At 71.4% G+C, this 20472-nt stretch carries 17 protein-coding genes and 1 pseudogene; 11 read left to right on the forward strand and 7 right to left on the reverse strand.

The genetic code is table 11. From position 1 onward, the window contains the following. The first annotated feature begins 8 nt into the window (after window positions 1-8). Window positions 9-917 (forward strand): LysR family transcriptional regulator, encoded by a 909-nt coding sequence (locus ABZX10_RS08170; RefSeq protein ID WP_355537036.1) that lies wholly within the window; start codon window positions 9-11, stop codon window positions 915-917. Window positions 918-947: 30 nt separating this feature from the next. Here the strand turns inward: ABZX10_RS08170 and ABZX10_RS08175 are convergent, their stop codons facing one another. Genes ABZX10_RS08175 through ABZX10_RS08195 form a run of 5 tightly spaced genes read right to left on the reverse strand, consistent with a single transcriptional unit; the run spans window position 948 to window position 5867 of the window. Next, window positions 948-1736, reverse strand: a complete 789-nt coding sequence (locus ABZX10_RS08175; RefSeq protein WP_355537040.1) for an ABC transporter permease subunit — start codon at window positions 1734-1736, stop codon at window positions 948-950. Beyond that, window positions 1736-2596, reverse strand: a complete 861-nt coding sequence (locus ABZX10_RS08180; RefSeq protein WP_355537043.1) for a 2-aminoethylphosphonate ABC transporter permease subunit — start codon at window positions 2594-2596, stop codon at window positions 1736-1738. Before ABZX10_RS08180 ends, ABZX10_RS08175 begins: the two co-directional genes overlap by 1 nt. After that, the gene (locus ABZX10_RS08185; protein WP_355537046.1) at window positions 2593-3672 is read right to left on the reverse strand and encodes an ABC transporter ATP-binding protein; all 1080 of its coding nucleotides are present in this window, start codon (window positions 3670-3672) and stop codon (window positions 2593-2595) included. Before ABZX10_RS08185 ends, ABZX10_RS08180 begins: the two co-directional genes overlap by 4 nt. After that, window positions 3669-4700 carry a 2-aminoethylphosphonate ABC transporter substrate-binding protein gene (locus ABZX10_RS08190; RefSeq protein ID WP_355537049.1) on the reverse strand — a complete coding sequence of 344 codons (1032 nt, stop codon included), beginning with the start codon at window positions 4698-4700 and terminating at the stop codon, window positions 3669-3671. Before ABZX10_RS08190 ends, ABZX10_RS08185 begins: the two co-directional genes overlap by 4 nt. A 60-nt stretch (window positions 4701-4760) precedes the next feature. Further along, window positions 4761-5867 carry a TIGR03364 family FAD-dependent oxidoreductase gene (locus ABZX10_RS08195; RefSeq protein ID WP_355537052.1) on the reverse strand — a complete coding sequence of 369 codons (1107 nt, stop codon included), beginning with the start codon at window positions 5865-5867 and terminating at the stop codon, window positions 4761-4763. Between the two features lie 154 nt (window positions 5868-6021). Between ABZX10_RS08195 and ABZX10_RS08200 the strand changes: the two genes are divergently transcribed. Next, window positions 6022-6786, forward strand: a complete 765-nt coding sequence (locus tag ABZX10_RS08200) for a GntR family transcriptional regulator (RefSeq protein ID WP_355537055.1) — start codon at window positions 6022-6024, stop codon at window positions 6784-6786. Then, entirely contained in the window at window positions 6783-7475 is a 693-nt protein-coding gene (locus tag ABZX10_RS08205) for a phosphonatase-like hydrolase (RefSeq protein ID WP_355537058.1), read from the forward strand. Before ABZX10_RS08200 ends, ABZX10_RS08205 begins: the two co-directional genes overlap by 4 nt. A gap of 167 nt (window positions 7476-7642) precedes the next feature. Here the strand turns inward: ABZX10_RS08205 and ABZX10_RS08210 are convergent, their stop codons facing one another. Both ABZX10_RS08210 and ABZX10_RS08215 read right to left on the reverse strand, forming a co-directional pair. Next, window positions 7643-9520, reverse strand: a complete 1878-nt coding sequence (locus tag ABZX10_RS08210) for a DUF222 domain-containing protein (RefSeq protein WP_355537061.1) — start codon at window positions 9518-9520, stop codon at window positions 7643-7645. A gap of 128 nt (window positions 9521-9648) precedes the next feature. Continuing rightward, window positions 9649-10335 carry a VTT domain-containing protein gene (locus tag ABZX10_RS08215; RefSeq protein WP_355537064.1) on the reverse strand — a complete coding sequence of 229 codons (687 nt, stop codon included), beginning with the start codon at window positions 10333-10335 and terminating at the stop codon, window positions 9649-9651. A 123-nt stretch (window positions 10336-10458) separates the two neighbouring features. Between ABZX10_RS08215 and ABZX10_RS08220 the strand changes: the two genes are divergently transcribed. From ABZX10_RS08220 to ABZX10_RS08255, 8 genes and pseudogenes are all read left to right on the forward strand, one after another. After that, entirely contained in the window at window positions 10459-12252 is a 1794-nt protein-coding gene (locus ABZX10_RS08220) for a methylmalonyl-CoA mutase family protein (protein WP_355537067.1), read from the forward strand. A 1-nt stretch (window position 12253) separates the two neighbouring features. After that, the gene (gene scpA / locus ABZX10_RS08225) at window positions 12254-14488 is read left to right on the forward strand and encodes a methylmalonyl-CoA mutase (RefSeq protein WP_355537070.1); all 2235 of its coding nucleotides are present in this window, start codon (window positions 12254-12256) and stop codon (window positions 14486-14488) included. Continuing rightward, window positions 14488-15468, forward strand: a complete 981-nt coding sequence (gene meaB, locus ABZX10_RS08230; protein ID WP_355537513.1) for a methylmalonyl Co-A mutase-associated GTPase MeaB — start codon at window positions 14488-14490, stop codon at window positions 15466-15468. Before scpA ends, meaB begins: the two co-directional genes overlap by 1 nt. A gap of 66 nt (window positions 15469-15534) precedes the next feature. Then, a complete protein-coding gene (locus tag ABZX10_RS08235; RefSeq protein WP_355537073.1) occupies window positions 15535-16164 on the forward strand; it encodes a hypothetical protein in 630 nt (209 codons plus the stop codon). Window positions 16165-16207: 43 nt separating this feature from the next. Then, window positions 16208-17012, forward strand: a pseudogene (locus ABZX10_RS08240) (zeta toxin family protein). Window positions 17013-17114: 102 nt separating this feature from the next. Then, window positions 17115-18761, forward strand: coding sequence for a thiamine pyrophosphate-binding protein (locus ABZX10_RS08245; protein WP_355537076.1), 1647 nt, complete (start codon window positions 17115-17117; stop codon window positions 18759-18761). Beyond that, window positions 18758-19390, forward strand: a complete 633-nt coding sequence (locus tag ABZX10_RS08250) for an SRPBCC family protein (protein ID WP_355537079.1) — start codon at window positions 18758-18760, stop codon at window positions 19388-19390. Before ABZX10_RS08245 ends, ABZX10_RS08250 begins: the two co-directional genes overlap by 4 nt. After that, a complete protein-coding gene (locus ABZX10_RS08255; protein WP_355537082.1) occupies window positions 19387-20412 on the forward strand; it encodes a 3-oxoacyl-[acyl-carrier-protein] synthase III C-terminal domain-containing protein in 1026 nt (341 codons plus the stop codon). Before ABZX10_RS08250 ends, ABZX10_RS08255 begins: the two co-directional genes overlap by 4 nt. The last annotated feature ends 60 nt before the right edge of the window (window positions 20413-20472 follow it).

Consider the following 20472-nt stretch of genomic DNA (forward strand, 5'->3'; position numbering starts at 1 on the left):
ATCACGCTATGGAAATGCCGTCCGTGGAATCGCTGCGACTCCTCGTGGCCGTCGCCGACCTCGGCTCGATCTCGGCCGCGGCGCGGGAGTGCTCGATCTCGCAGCCGAGCGCGAGTTCGCGGCTGCGACATCTGGAACGTCAGCTCCGTCTGGACCTGCTGGACCGACGCACGCGGGGCGCGGAGCTCACGCCCGAGGGCGCGGCTGTCACGGAGTGGGCGCGCACCGTCGTGACCGCGATGTCGGCCCTGCAGACGGGCGCGGAGGCGCTCCGATCCGACCACACCGTGCGGATCGCCTGCAGCCAGACCATCGCCGAGTACCTCATGCCGGCCTGGCTCGCCCGGCTGCGGGAGCACACCGACGAGCCGGTGCACCTGACCGTCGGCAACTCCGCCGCGGTGATCGCCGATGTCCGTGCGCACGTCGCGGACCTGGGCTTCATCGAGGGCCCGACGGTGCCCGACGACCTCGCCTCGCGCACGGTCCGGACCGACCGGATGTTACTGGTCGCGGCGCCCGGAGACCGGTTGGCGCGGCGCGGCCCCGCTCGCCCCGTCACGGCGGCCGAGCTCGCCGAGCTCCCACTGGTGACCCGCGAGCCGGGCGCCGGCACCCGCGACGCCCTCGAGGCCGCGCTGCGCCGCGTGGGGCTCGAGCCGGACCCGCGATCCATCGCGCTGGGCACCAACGCCGCGGTCAAGATCATGGTGGCCGCGGGCGGACGCGCGGCCGTGCTCAGCGAACTCGCCGTCGCGGCGGAACTCCGGGACGGGCGGCTGGTCGAGGTCCCCACCGAGGGCATCGACCTGCATCGACGCCTGCGCGCGGTACGGCGGAAGGACGCCGCACCGCGCGAGGTCGTGCAGACGCTCTCGGCGATCGCGAGTGGGCGCGCCGCAGGACCACCGCGCTGACGGACGGATCCACCGTCCGAACGCGACAGATCAGGCGCGCCGCCGGAACGTCGACAGCACACCGAGGATGACGACGGTGACCAGCACGAGGAACATGGTGTTCGCGGCCGCGCCGAACAGATCGCCGCGGTCCGATTGGGTGAACACCGTGACGGGCAGGGTGCGCCAGGACGCGGGGTAGACCATGATCGTCGCGCCGAGTTCGCCCATGCACAGCGCCACCGACAGACCGGCGGCCGCGGCGATCGAGGGGGCCAGCAGCGGAAGTCGCACCGTGACCAGCAGACGCAGCGGCGAGGCGCCGAGCGAGCCGCCCACCTTGTCCAGCATCGGGTCCAGCTGCGAGACCGCCGCGGAGACCATCGAGTAGGCGAACGCGAACACGAGGATCGCCTGCACGAGCACCACGATCGCCGGGGTGCCGCCCAACACGATCGGTGGGGCCGAGAAGGCGACCAGCACGCCGAGGCCGACCACCACCGACGGCACCGCGACCGGCAGATGGAAGAAGGCGTCGACCACGCCCCGCGCGCGGCCCGGCAGGTTCGGCACCGCGAGTGCGGCCCACGTGCCCGCGACGACCGCGACCGCCGAGGCGAGGATCGCCGTCTGCACCGAGACCCCGATGCTGGCGGCGTTCTCGGGTGTGAACACGTCCGCGACGTGTGCCGTCGTCAGGGCGGAGGGCAGCACCGAGGTCCAGCTGGCACTGAACGCCGTGATCACCGTGACGGCGATCGGGGTGATCACCAGTCCCAGCAGCACGAGCGCGAACACGGCCCAGACGGCGACCCGCGCCGCCGGATTGCGCACCAGCATCAGCGTGTTCCCTTCTTCATGAGGGCGCGGTACAGGGCGTACGCGCCGACGGAGATGAGCAACTGGACCGTGGCGAGGACGGCCGCCGACGCGAAGTCCTGGCCGACGATCGACCGGGTGTAGACGAGCATCGGCACGGTGATCACGTCCTTGGCGCCCGTGAACAGCACGATCCCGAATTCGTTGAGCGTCAGCAGGAAGGTCAGCGATCCGGCCGCCGCGAGGGCGGGCAGCGCCGCGGGCAGGATCACCCGGGCGATGATCCGCAGCGGCCCGGCGCCCAGCGACGAGGCGACGTCGATCTGCACCGTCGGGATGAGGCCGAACGCGGCGAGCATCGGCCGCACCACGAAGGGCGTGTAGAAGGCGATCTCCGCGAGCACGACGCCCCACAGCGAGGTGGTGAACGAGCCGGTGGGCAGCCCGACCGCCTGCAGGACGCCGACCGGCCCGAGCAGCACGCCGAGCGCCAGCGGGATCAGGAAGCTCGGGAACGAGACGACCACCTCGATCAATCGGGCGACCGCCGCCGCTCCCGGGAACGGGACGAACGCGAGCACCAGGGCGAGGAACGTGCCCGCGATCAGGCAGCCGGCGGTCGACAGCGCCGCGACCTCGAGCGTCGTGCCCAGCGCACGCAGAACCGCGCCGTCGGTGAGCGTGTCGCGCCAGGTCGCGAACCCGGCCGGGTGCTCCGCCTTGTCAGTGAAAGTGCGCGAGACGATCCCGATCAGCGGGTACACGACCGCCACGAGGACGAGCGCGACCGGCGGCAGTACCCACACCCACCGCGGCGCGGCGAGCCGTCGATCCGCCGGAGGCGCGGGCGGCGCCGGTGGGGCGTCCAGGACCGCGGTCACGCCGGGACCACCATGACATCGCCGGGATCGACCTCGGCCCAGAGCGTCTCGGCGCGCAGCGGTGCGTCCTCGAGCACCGGCACGTCCACGCCGATCGTCTCGCCGGTCTTCACGATCCGCGCGGTCACGTGCCGGACGGAGCCGCGCCACTGCTCCTGCTCGACCGTCACGCGCAGCCCGTTCGACGGCGCCGTCCGCGTGAACCGCCACGCCCACGGCCGGACCGCCAGGAGGTGGTCACCGTCGGGCAGGGGACGGGAGGTGCGCAGTGCACCGCCGGGCAGGACATCGGCGCCGCCGAGGAAGGTGGCGGTGAATCGCGTGGGCGGCCGGTGGAACAGCTCGGCGGTGGTACCGATCGCCTCGAGTCGGGCGTCGCGCATGATCGCGATGCGGTCCGCCAGGGCCAGCGCCTCGCTCTGGTCGTGCGTGACGTAGACCATCGCGACATCGGGCAGCTCGGCACGCAGCCGCTGCAGCTCGCCCAGCATGTCCTTGCGCATGCCGGCATCGAGGGCCGAGAGCGGCTCGTCGAGCAGCACGACCTCCGGCCGCGTGGCGAGCGCGCGGGCGATCGCCACGCGCTGCTGCTGGCCGCCGGACAGCTGCCGGGGCAGTCGGTCCGCGTACTCGCCCATGCCGACCATCCCCAGTACCTCGGCGACCCGCGGCGCCACCGCGGACCGTTCGGCGCCGCGCGAGCGCAGTCCGAAGGCGACGTTCTTGGCGACGGTCATGTGCGGGAACAATGCGTAGCTCTGGACGACGATGCCGATGCCGCGCTTCGCGGGAGACAGGTGTGTGACATCGCGGCCGTCGATGGTGACGGCGCCCGAGGAGACCCGCTCGAAGCCGGCGATCGCCTTGAGGGCGGTCGATTTGCCGGAGCCGGACGGCCCCAGCAGTGCGACGGTCTCGCCGCGGGCGACCTGGAAGCTGCAGTCCCGCAGGGCGGTCGTGTCGCCGTAGACGACGCTCACGTTCTCCACCCCGACCGCCGCCCGACGGCGGACGGTGCGGTCCACGGCGTCGTCGTCGAGGCCCTTCGGTGCGACGATGCGCTTCGGCGCGGTCACTGACCGGTCGCCTTGTCGTACTCCTTCACGTCGGCGTCGAGGCCGGTGAGCACCTGATCCCAGTTCGGGTTCCAGATCTCCACGCCGTCGAGCGCCGTGCGGAAGGCGTCCCAGTGCGGACCGGCGGGGGTCACATCGGTGCGCACGGGCGCGCCCCAGGCCTTCTCCGGAACGTTCTGCTGGACGTCCTTGGACAGCAGGTGCTCCATCAGCTTCTTACCGTTCGCGGAGTGGGGCGCCTTGTCGGCGAGGCCCATGTAGTACGGCAGCGGCAGGGTGGTGCGCTTGCCCGCGTAGGTGGGGTAGAAGACCTCGTAGGCGACCTTGTCGGCGGCGATCGCGGCCAGGGCCATCTGGACGTCGGAGTTGGCCACCGTCAGCTCGCCCTTGGAGGTCTTCGGGCCGAGCTTGCCGGTGGAGGTCGACGGGCCGACGTTGTTCGGCTGGAGGTCGGCGAGGTACTTCAGGGCCGCCTCCTTACCCATGACGTGCTGCAGGAGCAGCAGCAGGGCGGTGCCGTCGCCGGCCTTGCCGGGCGTCGAGTACTGGATCTTCTGCTTGTACGCGGGACCGGTGAACTCGGCCCAGTCGGCGGGCTTCGGCTGTGCGGCGGTGTTGCGGATCATCGCGAAGTAGTTGTTGACCACGGCGACGTAGGTGCCGTCCGCGGACTTGAGCTCGGCGGGCACCGCCGAGGTGTCGACATCGGACTTCACGAGCGAGCCCTGCTGCTGGGCCTGCTGGATGAACGGCGGAAGGGTCACGAGCACGTCGACCTGCGGGTTCGCCTTCTCCTTCTGCGCGCGGGAGACGACCTCGCCGGAGCCCGCCTCGACGAGCGAGACCTTGATCCCGGTGTGCTTGGTGAAGTCGGCGAACTCGGTCTTGTACCAGTCGCCGAGGCCGTCGGCGCTGTAGACGGTGACGGTGTCCGACGAGCCGGATCCGCCGCCGGTGCCGCCGCACGCGGCGACGGCGAACACCGCCGCGACGGCCGTGATCGCGCTGAGGGAACGGGTGATGCGCATGGGGGATTGCCCTTCGTTTTCAGTGAAGCGGAGGTGGGGTGGGGTGTGCCGGGTGTTCGGTCAGGTGGGGAAGTGACGCCGGGCGAGCCCGTGCGCGATGGTCATGCCGACACCGGAGGTGACGATGCGCACGCTGAGGCGCTCCTCCGGTTCGGCGACGAGGTACGGGCGCGACGCACTGGACGCGTAGACGCCCTGCCAGCGCTCGATGATCCGCAGCTGGTCGAGGCCCATGATGCGGGCCGCCTCGGCGCGGAGGGTCTCGGTGACGGCCTCTTCGAGGAACGGTTCGACCGTGCGGTCGGTGTGGTGCGAGTCTCCGATGATGAGCGTGCCGTCGGGGCGCTGCGTGAACATGACGTTGGCGTCGATGGCCAGCAGGTCGGGACGTTCGGACGCCATCCGCGTGCGGAGCGCGGCGGCGGCCGCGGTCTCGGCGAAGGCGGGGTAGCGCAGCAGCGAGGTCGCGGTGAGGACGGCGGGCGCCACGACGGCGCCGGGATCCGCGGCGCGGGCCATCTGCAGGGCGCATCGCTCGACGCGGTTCTCCTCGGCGAGGTCGGGGAACAGGTGGTCGAGGTCGTGCCCGACGCACACGATGACGCGCTCCGCCGCGATCGCGCCACGGCTCGTGTGCGCGCGGACGCCGTCGAAACCGAGGTAGGTGGTGCCGAACCGGACCTCGCCGCGGTCCTGGGCGCCGACCCAGTCGGCCAGCCGGGCGACGGTGACGCGGGGATCGACCCGCAGGTCGGCCAGCAGTGCCGCTCCGCCGATCACGTCGTCGGCGCCGCCGCCCGGCAGCGCGTCGCGCACCTGCGCCGCCGTCCGCAGCTCCACCTCGCCGGCCCGCCGGTCCGCGAGTTCCTCGAGGACGGCGAGCTCGGTCGCGTGCCGGGCGACGGCCAGGCCTCCGGTGGTACGGGCACCGAGCCCGGCGCGGGCGTCGAGGTCCAGCCAGCGGTCACGGGCGAGGTGTGCGAGCTCGGCGAGGTCGCCGGACTGCCCGGTCACGCAGGCGTGCCCGAAGTTGCGGATCGAGGCCCCGATCGCCCGGTGGTCCCGGTCGATGACGGTCACCGTCAGGCCGCGATCCAGCGCCTCGACCGCGTGCGCCAGCCCGACGATGCCGGCTCCGACGACGAGGACGTCCACTGCGGTGTTCATGTCGTCCAGCGTGACGGTCCGCGCCCGAGATTGGCAATACCCGGAGCGTGGTGTCTATACAAGTTGTCCCGCTGTACATCGAGGTGATGATGGTGTTCATGGAACGTTCACCGTCGCGATCAGGTGAAGACGATTTCACTTGTATGCTCAACGTGTGGTCGCAGCTCAGCCCCTTCATCAACGCCTCGCCGCGGAGTTCCGTGCGCGCATCGCCTCCGGTCGCTGGCCGGAGGGGGAGCAGGCACCCAGCGAGGCGGCGCTGTGCGAGGAGTTCGGCACATCACGGGGCCCGGTGCGCCAGGCTCTTGCGACACTCCGATCGGAGGGGCTGATCGTGGGCGGGCAGGGGCGCTCGCCTCTGGTCCGGCGCAATGTTCCGAGTCACGCCGCCAGTGCTCTCGGGTCGTTCACCGCGTGGGCCCGGGAGCACGGCCACGAGCCGGGGCAGCGGACGGTACTGCAGGCGCGCGTCCCCGCGTCCGCGGCGATCGCCGAGCTACTGCAGGTCGAGCCAGGGGATCCGGTCCTCGAACTCCGCCGGGTCCGCACGCTCGACGGTGCGCCGGCCCTGTCCGAGGTCATGTACTTCGTGTGGGACCTCGGGAAGCGGCTGATGGAGTTCGACCCGGACTCCGGGTCGGTGAACCGCTTCCTGCTCGACGCGGGCGCCGACCTCTTCGCCTCCACGCACCAGATCGACGCCGTCGCCGCGACCGCCTCGGACGCAGGGCAGCTCGGCTTGGCCGAGGGCGCCCCGCTGCTGCGGGTGCGCCGCACAACCACCGATGCCGCCGGCGACGTCGTCGAGTACGCCGAGGACCGCTATGTCCCCGGCGTGACCACCGTGATCGTCGAGAACCGACTCTTCGCTGCGCCGAGTCCGGCGCTGCGCTCCGTCCCCGTCAGGAGAGATGCATGAACGCCCCGATCGAACTCGTCGCGCTGGACATGGCGGGCACCACCATCGACGACGGCGGCGCCGTCTACGAGGCGCTGCGCGGCGCGGTCGAGGACGCCGGCGCCACCGTCGCCCAGGCCGACCTGCAGGTGTGGATGGGCACCGACAAGGTCGAAGCCATCACCAACCTGCTGCGCCTCGGCGGCGTCGAGCCCACCCCCGAGCGCGTCGACGCCGGCTTCGCCCGCTTCCGCGAGCGCCTGCTTCAGGCCTACTCGTCGGCCCCGCCCACCGCGATCGACGGCGTGCCCGCCGCGCTCGCCGAGCTCCGTGCTCGCGGCATCAAGGTCGCGCTCACCACCGGATTCGACGACGCCGTGGCCCTCCCGCTGCTCGCGGCGCTCGGGTGGAAGGTCGGCGACGGTGCCGACGCCGTCGTCGACGCGGTGGTCACCACCTCCGACGTGGCCGCGGGCCGCCCGGCGCCGTACATGATCCACCGCGCGATGGAGCGCACGGGCGTCCGCGATGTGCGCCGCGTGCTCGCCGCGGGCGACACTGCCGTCGACGTGCAGGCCGCCACCAACGCCGGGGCGGTCTCGGTGGGCGTGCTCACGGGCAAGGCCGACCCGCAGGTACTCGCCCATGCAGGCGCCGACCACGTACTCGGCGGCGTCGTCGACATTCCGGGGATTCTCGCCGCGCCCTAGTTGAGTCGGTGTAGTTCCGTGCCATCGGCGTCGCGCGTGATCACAGCCCCGGCCGCCCAGACGGACACCCCGCCCCGCCAGTTCTCCAGTTCGGACTCGTTGCTGAACGGTCTACAGGATCGGCCGGAGCGCCGTTGACCTGCGCCAGTCGACCTTGATGCACCGATCTAGAAGGGTGGTGGTTGGAGGGGCTGCGTGTCGTCGTAGGCCTTACCGGCAGCTTCGGCCTCGGCGCGCTCCTGCTCCCTGGCGCGCCGCTCCGCCGCCGCGGCGCGGTGCTGGCGATGTTCCTCGCGCAGAACCTGGTTCTCCGCGCGCAGCGCCTTGCGGGCTTTCGCGCGTCGTTTCGCGGCGGTGGTGAGCCCGTCGGGGCTCTTGGATTTCGGTGATGCGGGGTCGGGGGCGTCCCAGATGATCTGTTCGAGTCCGGGGAGGAGTTCTCGTGCGGTGCCGGGTGGAACGGTGTGCACGCCTCCGGCGGGGTGCCGCCATTCGACGGTGCCGTCCGGTAACAGGTCGGAGAGCCACCCGGTCTCGGTCTTGATGCGGTGGTGAAACCCGCACAGTGGTACCAGGTTCCCCGCGGTGCCTTTGCCCGCCACGGTGGTCGCGCCGCCTGCGGCGGGATCATCGTGGTCGAATTCGCCGACGTGATCGGCCTGGCAGCGGTCCGAGGGCACGGTGCAGCCGGGGAAGACGCAGGTGGGGTAGGTCAGGCGCATGACCAGCAGTTGGTACCAGGTGGGCCGGTACCCTCCGGCGCCGCGGGCGTGGATCTCACCGGTGTTCGGGTCGCGGCGGCCCAGGACCCGCCACTGCGCCTGCACGGCGGCGATCAACTCCCTGGCCTGCTCGAGGGTGACCGGCCCGGTGATACCCGGGTCCCCGGTCAGAATCACCGCTCCACCACCCGCATCAACATCAACATCGGACTCGGCATCAACACCACCGCCGACACCAGCATCAACATCGCCAGAGACATCGGCACCAGCATCGCCGGGGTCGGCGGCATGGGCGGAATCGGCGGTGGCGTCGCGGTCCGCGGCGGTGTTGTCGGCGTGGTCCCCGGAGTCGGGGGCGGGTGTGAACAGGTCGGGTTCGGGCCTGGGCGTGGCGTCGTCGTCCGCGTCGGTCGCCACATCGGCGAGGTCGGCGAGGTCGGATTCGTTGAGGACGATCACCGCCAACGCCCGGATCTCCTGTGACACCGCACCGGTGCGCGGCCGCGCGTGACGCAGCTCGCACGAATCGTTCCCGCACAAGCAACCCAGGCTCTCGTAACCCTCCGCCAGGGCGACGAGCGCGGCGACCTGCCGCTGCCCCACCGTCCGCCCATCACCACGGCACACCGACTCCACCAACGGACCGATCAACGCCGACAACCGCAACGCCTGATCCTTCGGCATCACCGCCTCCAGATCCACCAACCCGTCCGCACGGGCATGGAACTCCAGCCGCTCCCGCGCCGGCGCCGGCGGGGTCTCCCGCGCGGCCGCCGGATCGAGCCGGGTCAGGACACTCTTCGCGGCGTCCGTCACCGCCCGCACCGTCAACGACTGCCCACCCCGGGCGGCGAGCCACGCGGTGATGCGCGCATCGAAGACCAGCGCGATCTGCTCGTCGAGGACCGCGGCAGAGGAGCGCAGGACCTCCCGCACCACCGGCACACTCACCTCGCCAGCAGCGAACAGTTCGAACAAACGCGGGCACCGCTCCCGCAGATCCAACCCGCGATGCACCGCCGACCCCGCCGCCGTCCGGCCGACGCCCAGCGCGGCGCCGACCTCGGCGACCAACTCGTCCCAGTCGTCGACGAACCTCCGTGAGCTTTCCTCCCGCACCCGACGCGCATCGTCGCGCAATTCGTAGAGCCTGGTCAGCACCGCGGATCTCTCCGCCTCCAACCGATTCTGCTGCACCGACAGCTGCCGCAGGCGCGAAAGCGCACCCCCGGCGCTGAGCCCGGACACCGCACCGTCGAACACAGCAGGCAGCGGCGTGCATACCCGCCTGCCCGCCGTGAACGCGTCATCCGAATAGCTCATGTCTTCCATTTTAGGGAGCAGTCTCGAACGATGATAGATCTTGACACCGACTTTTTACGGTGACATCTCACATCGACGATTCGCGTCAGTGTGGCCTGTGCAAGCCCAATGCCTTGCAGGTCCGATGATCAACCCTCAGGCCTTGCGGGCATGCGGGCGTCGACCAGCAGCCCTGCGATGCCGGTGGCCATGAGGACGCCACTGACCATCACGAGCCAGGGCGACGACTCCCCGGTGAGCGCGTCGCCCAGCAGCACGACGGCGATCGTGCCGGGCGAGAGTCCCGCCACCGTCGCCCCGAGGTACGGCCAGAACCGGACGGGCGACAGGGCGGACGCGTAGTTGACCACGGAGAACGGCGCGAACGCGATGAGTCGTAGCGACCCGACCGCCAGCCACCCGCGGGCCCGGAGCCGTGCCGCGATCGGCAGGTACGCCGGCTGTTCTCTGACCTTCGCGATGAGTGTGGACGGATGGCGCCGGTCGATCTCGCGGACAGCGACGAAGGCGATCGCCGCGGCCACCGTCGATGCGACGATGCACAAGACGATCCCGATGGGACCGAACAGCACGCCGGCGGAGACCGTGAACACGGTGCGGGGGACGGGGAACACGGTGACCACGACGTGCACGAGAACGAACAGCACCACGAACCATGAGCCCGTCGCGTCGGCCCACGTCCGCACCGTCGTCACGCCGGGCGTGGGCAGTAGCATGCCGAGGACGATGATCGCCAGCACCACGAGGCAACCGATGATCGCGCGGACCACCAAGCCGCGGTCGCCGGGCCGCAGCCGGGAATCGTTGTCGCTCACGTCGAGCCAAGATACGCGGTGTGCGTGCGGAGTGCCGCGACCCTACTGGGGCGTAGATATATCTATCGGTTAACGTGATTTCTCATCGACCCGGCGTGCGCTGGGACACAGTGAGGAGGTCTCGTGGCGGACAATCCCTACGACGCGTGGCGTGAGTCGGTCGGCGCGGTGCTCGCGAAGTCGCGCGGCGGGACTCCGCCCGAGGACCCGATCGCCGCGCTGACCACCCACACCGAGGACGACGGCGTGGACATCGCGCCGCTGTACTCGCAGCGCGACGAGCTCCCCGAGGCCCCGCTGCCCGGTGCCTTCCCCTTCGTCCGCGGTGGGAACCCCACACCCGACGTCCGCCTGGGCTGGAAGGTCGCCGAGCGCTTCGCCGCCGGCACCGACTCCGCCGACGTGCTCGGTGCGCTGGAGTCGGGCGCGAGCGCGCTCTGGATCACCCGCCCCGACCCGGCGCCGCTGCTCGCGGGCGTCTATCCGGACATGGCGCCGATCCTGGTCTCGGCGGGCGGCCGCGCCGCCGAGGCGGCAACGCAGGTCTACGCCGCCCTCGACAAGGCCGCCGAGTCCGACGCGTACCGCGCCGATCTCGTCCGCGTGAGCCTGGGCGCTGCCCCGCTGACCTCGCAGGTCGTGGGCCGCGCCGATGTCACCCTCGACGAGGCGAACGAGCTCGCTCGCGTCGCCGAGGCACGGGTCGAGGACGTGCGCGCGATCGTCGTCGACGGTGCCGACCTGCACAACGCCGGAGCGACCGCTGCCCAGGAGCTGGGCCTGACCGCCGCGGCCGCGCTCGACCACGTCCGCGCTCTCACCGCGGCCGGGCTGTCCACCGCCGGCGCGCTGGGTCAGCTGACCATCCGGCTCGCCGCGACGGACGACCAGTTCCTCACCCTGGCGAAGATCCGCGCGTGGCGCACGGTCTGGGCGCGTGTCGCCCAACAGCTGGGCGAGCCGGATGCCGGGAACGCGCCGGTCCACGCTGTGACCTCGCTCGCCGCCACCACTCAGCGCGACCCGTGGGTCAACATGCTCCGCGTCACCGTCGCCGCGTTCGGCGCGGGCGTCGGCGGCGCCGACTACGTGACCACGCTGGAGTACGACGAGGCGCTGCCCGGCGGCGTCGAGGGTTACTCGCCCGCGTTCGCCCGCCGCATCGCGCGCAACGCCCAGCTGCTGCTGCTCGAGGAGTCCAACCTGGGGCGGGTCGTCGACCCTGGTGCCGGATCCTGGCACGTGGAGTCCCTCACCGACGATCTGGCGCGCGCCGCGTGGGGGGTGCTGCAGGAGGTCGAGCGCGCGGGCGGCTTCGCCCAGGGCGTCGCCGACGAGTCGATCGCCACGCGTCTCGGCGAGGCCGCGGACCGTCGCGACTCCGCGGTCGCGCGGCGCGCCAAGAAGATCACCGGCGTCAACGAGTTCCCGAACCTGGCCGAGCCGGCCATCGCGCCGTCTGCGGCCACGAACGGCCCCGTCGTGCGGTCCTACGCCGCCCCCTTCGAAGCGCTGCGTACCCGTTCCGATGCCTTCCTCCGGGAGCACGGCGTGCGGCCCCGGATCCGGATGGTCACGATCGGCACGGTCGCCCAGTACAACGGACGGTCCACCTTCCTCACCAACCTGCTCGCCTCCGGCGGCATCGAGACGGTGCTGGATGCGGCCGAGCAGGCCGCGGGGAGTGCCACGCTCGACGGCACGGCCGGCGCGCGGATCGCCGTGCTCGCCGGCTCGGACCCGGGCTACGCCGAGGAGGGCGAGGCCCTGGCCCGCACGCTCCGCGACGAGGGGAACCTCGTGCTCCTCGCGGGCGCGCCCGGCACCGTCGACGACGGCCTGATCGACATCTACCTGCACGCGAAGATCGACGCGGCCGCCGCGCTCGACGACCTGCTGACTCGGCTGGGGGCATGAGATGACTGACACCACCATCGGAAGCTTCGCCGATGTCCCGTTCGAGGAGACCGTTGTGGGCGCCCCCGTGGACGCCGACGTCCAGGCCTTCGTCGACGGCGCCGCCAAGGCGCACGCCTACACGCCGGACCAGCTCACCTGGACCACCCCGGAGGGCATCGACGTCAAGCCCGTCTACACCCGCGCCGACCGCGACGCCGTCGCCGCGGCGGGCTACCCGGTCGATTCCTACCCCGGCGCGGTGCCCTTCATCCGCGGCCCGTACCCCACGATGTACGTCAACCAGCCGTGGACCGTCCGGCAGTACGCCGGCTTCTCCACCGCCGCCGAGTCGAACGCCTTCTACCGGCGCAACCTCGCCGCGGGCCAGAAGGGCCTGTCGGTGGCCTTCGACCTCGCGACGCACCGCGGGTACGACTCCGATCACCCGCGCGTCACCGGCGACGTGGGCATGGCCGGCGTCGCGATCGACTCGATCCTCGATATGCGGCAGCTCTTCGACGGCATCGACCTGGGCGGCGTCTCGGTATCGATGACGATGAACGGCGCGGTGCTGCCGATCCTCGCGCTCTACGTCGTCGCGGCCGAGGAGCAGGGTGTGGGCCCCGAGAAGCTCGCGGGCACCATCCAGAACGACATCCTCAAAGAGTTCATGGTGCGCAACACCTACATCTATCCGCCGGCGCCGTCGATGCGGATCATCTCGGACATCTTCGCCTTCACCTCGCAGAAGATGCCGAAGTTCAACTCCATCTCGATCTCCGGGTACCACATCCAGGAGGCCGGGGCCACGGCCGACCTGGAGCTCGCCTACACGCTGGCCGACGGTGTCGAGTACATCAAGGCCGGCATGGAGGCCGGTCTCGACGTCGACAAGTTCGCGCCGCGCCTGTCCTTCTTCTGGGGCATCGGCATGAACTTCTTCATGGAGGTCGCCAAGCTCCGCGCTGCGCGCCTGCTGTGGAGCGAGCTCGTGGCGGGCTTCGACGCGAAGAACGCCAAGTCGCTGTCGCTGCGCACCCATTCGCAGACCTCCGGCTGGTCGCTCACCGCGCAGGACATCTTCAACAACGTCGCGCGCACCTGCGTCGAAGCGATGGCCGCGACCCAGGGCCACACCCAGTCGCTGCACACCAACGCCCTGGACGAGGCGATCGCGCTGCCGACGGACTTCTCCGCGCGCATCGCCCGCAACACGCAGCTGGTGCTGCAGCAGGAGTCGGGTACGACGCGGCCGATCGACCCGTGGGGCGGCTCGTACTACGTGGAGACGCTCACGCACGAACTGGCCGAGCGCGCCCGCGCGCACATCCGCGAGGTCACCGAGGCCGGCGGCATGACGAAGGCCATCGCCGAGGGCATCCCGAAGCTGCGCATCGAGGAGTCCGCCGCGCGCACCCAGGCGCGCATCGACTCCGGCCGGCAGCCGGTGATCGGGGTGAACAAGTACCAGGTGGCCGAGGACGCGCAGATCGAGATCCTCAAGGTGGACAACACCAGGGTGCGCGGCGAGCAGCTCGCGAAGCTGGAGAAGCTGCGCGCCGAGCGCGATCCCGGGGCCGTCGAAAAGGCTCTGGCGAACCTCACCCGCGCGGCCGGTGAGCCGGGCGGGGCGAACCTGGAGAACAACCTGCTGGCGCTGGCGATCGACGCGGCGCGCGCGGGAGCCACCGTCGGCGAGATCTCCGACGCTCTGGAGAAGGTTTACGGACGTCACCAGGCGGAGATCCGTACGCTCAGTGGCGTGTACCGCGACGAGGCCGGCGCTTCCGGCAACATCGAGACGGCCACCGACCTGGTGGCGAAGTTCGAGGAGGCCGACGGACGCCGCCCCCGCGTGCTCATCGCCAAGATGGGCCAGGACGGCCACGACCGCGGCCAGAAGGTGATCGCCACCGCGTTCGCCGACCTCGGCTTCGACGTCGACGTGGGCCCGCTGTTCTCCACGCCCGAGGAGGTCGCGCAGCAGGCCGCGGACAACGACGTGCACGTCGTCGGCGTCTCCAGCCTCGCGGCCGGCCACCTCACGCTGGTTCCCGCGCTGCGCGACGCGCTCGCGGAGGTCGGCCGCCCCGACATCACGATCGTGGTCGGCGGCGTGATCCCACCCGGCGACTTCGACGAGCTGTACGCGGCCGGCGCGTCGGCGATCTACCCGCCCGGCACCGTCATCGCGGACGCGGCGGTGAACCTGCTGCACGAGCTGGGCGGCAAGCTGGGGTACCAGCTGGCGTGATCACCGTCGCGGAGCTCGCGGAAGGCGTCCGCGCGGACAAGCGCGCGGTGCTGGCGCGGGCCATCACCCTCGTCGAATCACGGCGCCCGGACCATCAGGCCCTTGCGCAGGAGTTGCTGCTCGAAGTGACGCCGGGGCCGGACGCGCCGATCGCCACCCGGGTGGGGATCACCGGCGTACCCGGGGTGGGCAAATCGACCACCATCGAGGCGCTGGGGAACCACCTGATCTCGTTGGGGCACAAGGTCGCCGTGCTTGCGGTTGACCCGTCGTCCACCCGCAGCGGCGGCTCCATCCTCGGCGACAAGACCCGGATGGGCACCCTCGCCGTGAACCCGCGCGCGTACATCCGGCCGTCGCCCACCTCGGGCACGCTCGGCGGCGTCGCGAAGGCCACGCGCGAGACCATGGTGCTGATGGAGGCCGCCGGCTTCGACGTGATCCTGGTCGAGACCGTCGGCGTCGGGCAGTCCGAGGTCACCGTCGCGAACATGGTCGACACCTTCACCTTCTTGACCCTGGCCCGGACCGGCGATCAGCTGCAGGGCATCAAGAAGGGCGTCCTCGAGCTCGCCGACGTCGTTGCGGTCAACAAGGCCGACGGTGACCACATCGTCGAGGCCCGGGTCGCCGCGCGCGAGCTGTCGAGCGCGCTGCGCCTGATCCACCCGCGCGGCTCCCTCTGGCGCCCGCCCGTGCTCACGCAGAGCGCCGTCGAGGGCACCGGCATCCCCGAGTTCTGGGACGCCGTCCTCCGGCATCGCAGCACGCTGCAGGAGGCGGGGGAGTTCGACCGCCGGCGCCGGCAGCAGCAGGTCGACTGGACGTGGACCATGGTCCGGGACACGGTCCTGTCCCGGGTCGAGCAGTCCGACGGTGTCCGGTCGGTCCGGTCCGGCGTCGAGGCTGCGGTCCAGGACGGCTCGCTCACCCCGGCCCTGGCGGCACAGCGCCTGCTCGACGCCTTCGATGGCCGCTGACCGGGCTGCGCTCTACGACAGCGCGGTAGTATTCATGGTGAATACCACCGACGAGGGGTGAGCACGATGGCGGTGACCACTGGGCAGCTGACCGGCGCGGACCTCACCGTGGACACGCCGGAGATGCACCACGCGCGTGCGATCGTCGCTCCGATCGACCGGGACCGGCTCATCGTCCGGCTGCGGCGATCGGGCGCGGATCAGACCGCGATCGCCGCGCGGATCGGCGCGTCACAGTCGACCGTGAGCAGGGTGCTGCGCGATGCGGACGGTGTCGCGGCCGCCGAACCCACGGCGTTGGAACTGATCGCCCGGCACGTCCTCGGTCAGGTATCGCACGAGAAGCTGATGCCCGAACTCTTCCGCCGCGCCGCTACCCAGTGGCACGAGATCGAAGCGGCGGAGCTCGCCGGACTCGTCGCCGACGCGGACTACCGTATTCTCGCCGAGCACGCGGAGCGGGTCTCGCCACCCCCGCCCGACGATCCGGTCGTCGTCTACGACGTGATGCGCGAGGCCGCGAACAGGCTCATCGCCGAGTTCGCAGCTCGTGGTCGGGACGCGCCGGGGAAGTGGATCGACCGCGCGCGCGACGTACGTAGGCGAGTCCGAGCTGTGAGCGTCGAGGATCTGGCCTCGCAAAAGGCACTCACCGCGGAGCTGCATCGCGAGCGGGAACTGTTGTCGGGTGAGTGATCTCGACGACGATGCTCTGGGGCGGATCTTCGTTGATCGCATCGTGCCGGATGTCTTCGGTGCGACCGAGTCGGATCCTCACCCACTGCTGATACTGGTCGGCGCCCAGCCGGGTGCGGGCAAGACGCGTGCCGGCGAAGCTGCGGTCAGCGAATCGCGCAGGACGACCGTTGTTCCGATCATCGGTGACGACCTTCGCGCCTATCACCCGGACTACCGCGACCTGTTGACGCGCCCCTGCCGCCATGCCGCAGGCGACGGCGCAGGCCGCCGGCCGCTGGGTGGAGATGGCGATCGATTACGCCGCGACCCATCGCATCAGCGCACTCGTCGAGGGCACCTTCCGCAACCCGGCGACGCCGTTGACGACGGCCCGCCGATTCGCGGATCACGGTTTCGCCGTCGAGCTGCACCTCGTCGCCGTCGCTCCGGAGGAGAGCCGCCTGTCGATCGCCGGACGGTTCGCGCGGGACGAGAAGGAGCGCGGCGCGGCCCGGTTCACGGCGGTCGGCGATCACGATCGCGCGTTCGCCGCGATACCGGAGACGATCGCAGTGCTCTCCGTGGAAGATTCGCCCGTCGGCAGGATCGTGGTGCGATCGCGGACCGCGCTCCTGCACGAGGCGCGGCGGGACGGTGGGGTCATCCATGGCGTCGTCGAAGCGGCACAACGGGAGTGGGAGCGACCACTGTCGGACGGCGAGTTCGCCGACTGGATCGCCCGCTACTCTTGGGTGTCGCGATACCTGCGCTCGGCGCATCCCGACGACGAGGACATCCGCGAGCTGCGGACGCAGCTGGGGCTGGATCGCGAGCGCCTGGAGTCGATGCGGGCACGATGCACCTGACACCCGCGAGGATGCCGACCTGCGGCTCCTCCCTCGGCACTAAGTCGACGCCGTTCGGCTGCGCGGTTGTGAGGTGGCTCACAACGGCCTACTGTGGCGATTGTGGCTTCAAATGTCGCCGAGTGGATAGCAAATGCGTTGTACGCGTACGGAATTCGTAACGCGTACGGAATCCATGGTGCCAATTCCGAGGATCTGTTCGCCGCGCTGCTCCGTGCACCCGCGAACCGCCGCCTCACGGTGACGATCGCCAAGCACGAGTTCGGCGCGGGCGCGATGGCCGACGGTGCCACGCGCATGACCGGTCGGACGGCGTGCCTCATCGCCACGTCCGGCGGCGCGGCGATGAACTGCGTGCCCGCCCTCGCCGAGGCGTACCAATCGCGCGTCCCGATTCTGGCGCTCATCGGCAGCCCGCCGACCATGGGCGAGGGTCGCGGAGCGTTCCAGGACATGTGCGCCGCGCCCCGCACCGTCGACGTGCTGACCGTGCTGCGGGGGGTCACCGGCTTCGCCGCGAAGGTCGCCGGTCCGGACGACCTCGGCCCCACCTTCGACGGTGCCCTCGACGCCCTCGAGCGGGGCCTGCCCGCCGCGCTGCTGCTGCCCAAGGACGTCCAGCTCGCGATGTGCCCGGGCTTGCCGCACCGCACCCCCGCGCCGCCGCCGACCACTGCACCGTCGGACGAGGTGGTCCGGACCGTCCGCGCCGCGCGCAGGCCTCTCTTCCTGCTCGGCGAGGCGGCGTCGCGAGCACGCCTGGCCGGTCCCGTGGCGGAGCTCGCGGCGCGCACCGGCGCCGTCGTCGCCGTGACGCCCAACGGCCGCGACGCCGCACCGGACGTCGGCGTGGTCGGCGTGGCGGGGGTGATGGGGCACCCCTCGGTGACCCGGGCCGCCGCGGACGCCGACCTGATTCTCGCGCTGGGCACCGACCTCGACCTCATGGACCGCAGTGGCCTCGATGCGGTCATCGACGTCACCTGCACCGTGCACATCGGGGCGGAGCCCCCGCTGCGGGAGGTCACCGTCCACGAGCCGACGCGCGACCTCGCCGCCTACACCCGCGCCCTCGCCGCCGCGGTCGGCGGACGCACCCGCGCACCGTGGACGGCGATCGCTCCCGAACCGATCGTCGTACCCAGGAACCACTCCGGGATCATGACCTGCGCCGACGCCGTCGATGCCCTGGCGCCGGTGATCCCCGCCGATGCGCTGGTCTTCGCCGACGCCGGCAACGCGGGCGCCGCCGCGGTGCACCGGCTCCCGCTCGGCGTCGGGCAGCGGTTCCTCGTCGCCCTCGGGATGGGCGGCATGGGGCACGGCATCGCCGCCGGGATCGGCGCCGCGATCGCCACCCGGCGGCCCGCCGTGATCCTGGCCGGCGACGGCGCGTTCTTCATGCACGGCATGGAGATCCACACCGCGATCGAGGCCCGGGCGCCGGTCGTGCTCGTCGTCCTCAACAACGATGCGCACGGCATGTGCGTGGCCCGCGAGGACAAGTTCTTCCCGGACCTGGCCAGCATCAACCGGTTCCGCCTGAGCCTGATCGGCGCCGGTCTCGCCGCGATGTTCCCGTCCCTGCGCGCCCGCTCGGCGACCACGCCCGACGGTGCCCGGGCCGCGTTCGCCGAGTTGCTGGCCGGACGGGACGGCGGACCGTCGGTCCTCGACATCACCACGGACCCCGCCGAGATCCCACCGTTCGCAGCACTTCTGCCCGACACCGCGAAGGAGCACCGATGATCCCGACGATCGACATCGAGGGCACGATCCGGATCGAGAGCCACCCGCGCCCGGTGGCGCAGCCGATCCTCGTCGACCGCATGCGGTCGGTGTACCCGCACCAGCAGATCTACGGCGATTTCTGCCCCGTGCAGTCGTACGTGAACGCGCCGCCCGACGAGCTGTACGCCTGGCTCTCCGACACCCGCTCGCTGGAGGAGTGGACCTACAGTCTGCGCGGCTTCCGCGAGACCGACGAGGCCGGCCTGTGGGTGGCGCGCGACATGCTCGGCGCCGACACCGAGATCTACACGCGCACAGTCGCGCATCCGGACGCACGGACCGTCGACTACCACTGCGCCTGGGACCAGGGGAAGCACCTCTGGATGATCTACCTGATGCGGGTGGTGGACGCGCAGCTCGTGCTGAACAAGCCCGGCTCGGTGGTGCTGTGGGTCAACTGCCACCACCCCTTCTACGACGAGAATCCGTACCCCGAGACGGCGCCACCCGGCCGGCCGGTGTGGGTCGGCGACCTGTGGGACACCTTCGGCGCCGGGCACATGATGGAGCTGGAGAACCTCAAGGCCATCGCCGAACACCGCCACGCCCACGGACAACCCGTCAAGCCCGAGTGGATGTCCTCGTGAGCGCCCCGGCCGCGACCCCGCGCATCGTCGGGCTCGCCTCGTACCTGCCCGAGAACCGCGTTCCCGCGGACTATTTCCGCGAGTTCGCCGACGCCGACAGCCGCACCCTCACGGCGAACCCGATGTTCGCGCCGCCGGCTTTCCGGCACCACGCGGCGCCGACCGAGTCCAATGTCGAGCTGATGTGCACCGCGATCGACCGGCTGCGCGAGCAGGTGGGCGATGCCGCACTGGGGGCCGACGTGATCCTGAGCCACTCGCAGCTGCCGGACCTCCCCGTCGTCGGGTGCGGCGGTGACGTCGCCCGCCGGCTCGGCATGCACCCGTCCCTGGTCCTCGACATCCACAACGGCGGCTGCGCGGCGTTCCTGCTCATGCTGCAGCTCGCGCGCACGATGTTCGTCGCCGGGACCGCGCGATCGGCGCTGCTGCTCACCGCGACCAACGCGGCCGGCAACGTATTCACCCAGGACCGGGTGCGGAACCTGCCCCAGGCCGCCATCCCGGGCGACGGTGCCGCCGCCGCCCTCGTGGTGGCCGACCCGGAGGCGGACGGCATCGCGGTGCGCCACGTCGTGCTCGCCCAGCACAGCGAGTACGCGGGCGACATGACGGCCGCCGTGGAACCGCCGCGGAAGTACTGGGAGGCCGGACCGGGGCAGCTGCATGTGGGCTTCACCGAGGCCAAGATCGCGAAGGTGCTGGCCCGCGGGAACCGGCTGGTGCCCGAGGTCGCGCTGGCGGCGGCCGCGGCCGGCGGTCTCACCGGGCCGCAGGTGGACCACCTCGTCACCAATCAGCCCAACCGGACCTTCCTGCGGAACTGGCGCGAGGCTCTCGAGCTCCCGCCCGAGCGGCACCCGGACACCTTCGACGAGTGCGGCAACCTGTTCGCCGTCGGCGTCCCGCACACCTTCGCCACCGCCCGTGCGGACGGGCGGATCGGCGAGGGGGAGGACGTGGTCCTCGCGGCCTTCGCCCACGCCGGCGACTTCGCGGCCGGAGCGCTGCTCCGCACCTAAGCCGTACCGCCGGGCACCGGCCGCATTCGCGTCCGCGCACGCGACCGGAGGGGGTGCGCC

It is taken from the genome of Tsukamurella sp. NPDC003166, from assembly GCF_040611135.1.
Lineage (GTDB): Bacteria > Actinomycetota > Actinomycetes > Mycobacteriales > Mycobacteriaceae > Tsukamurella.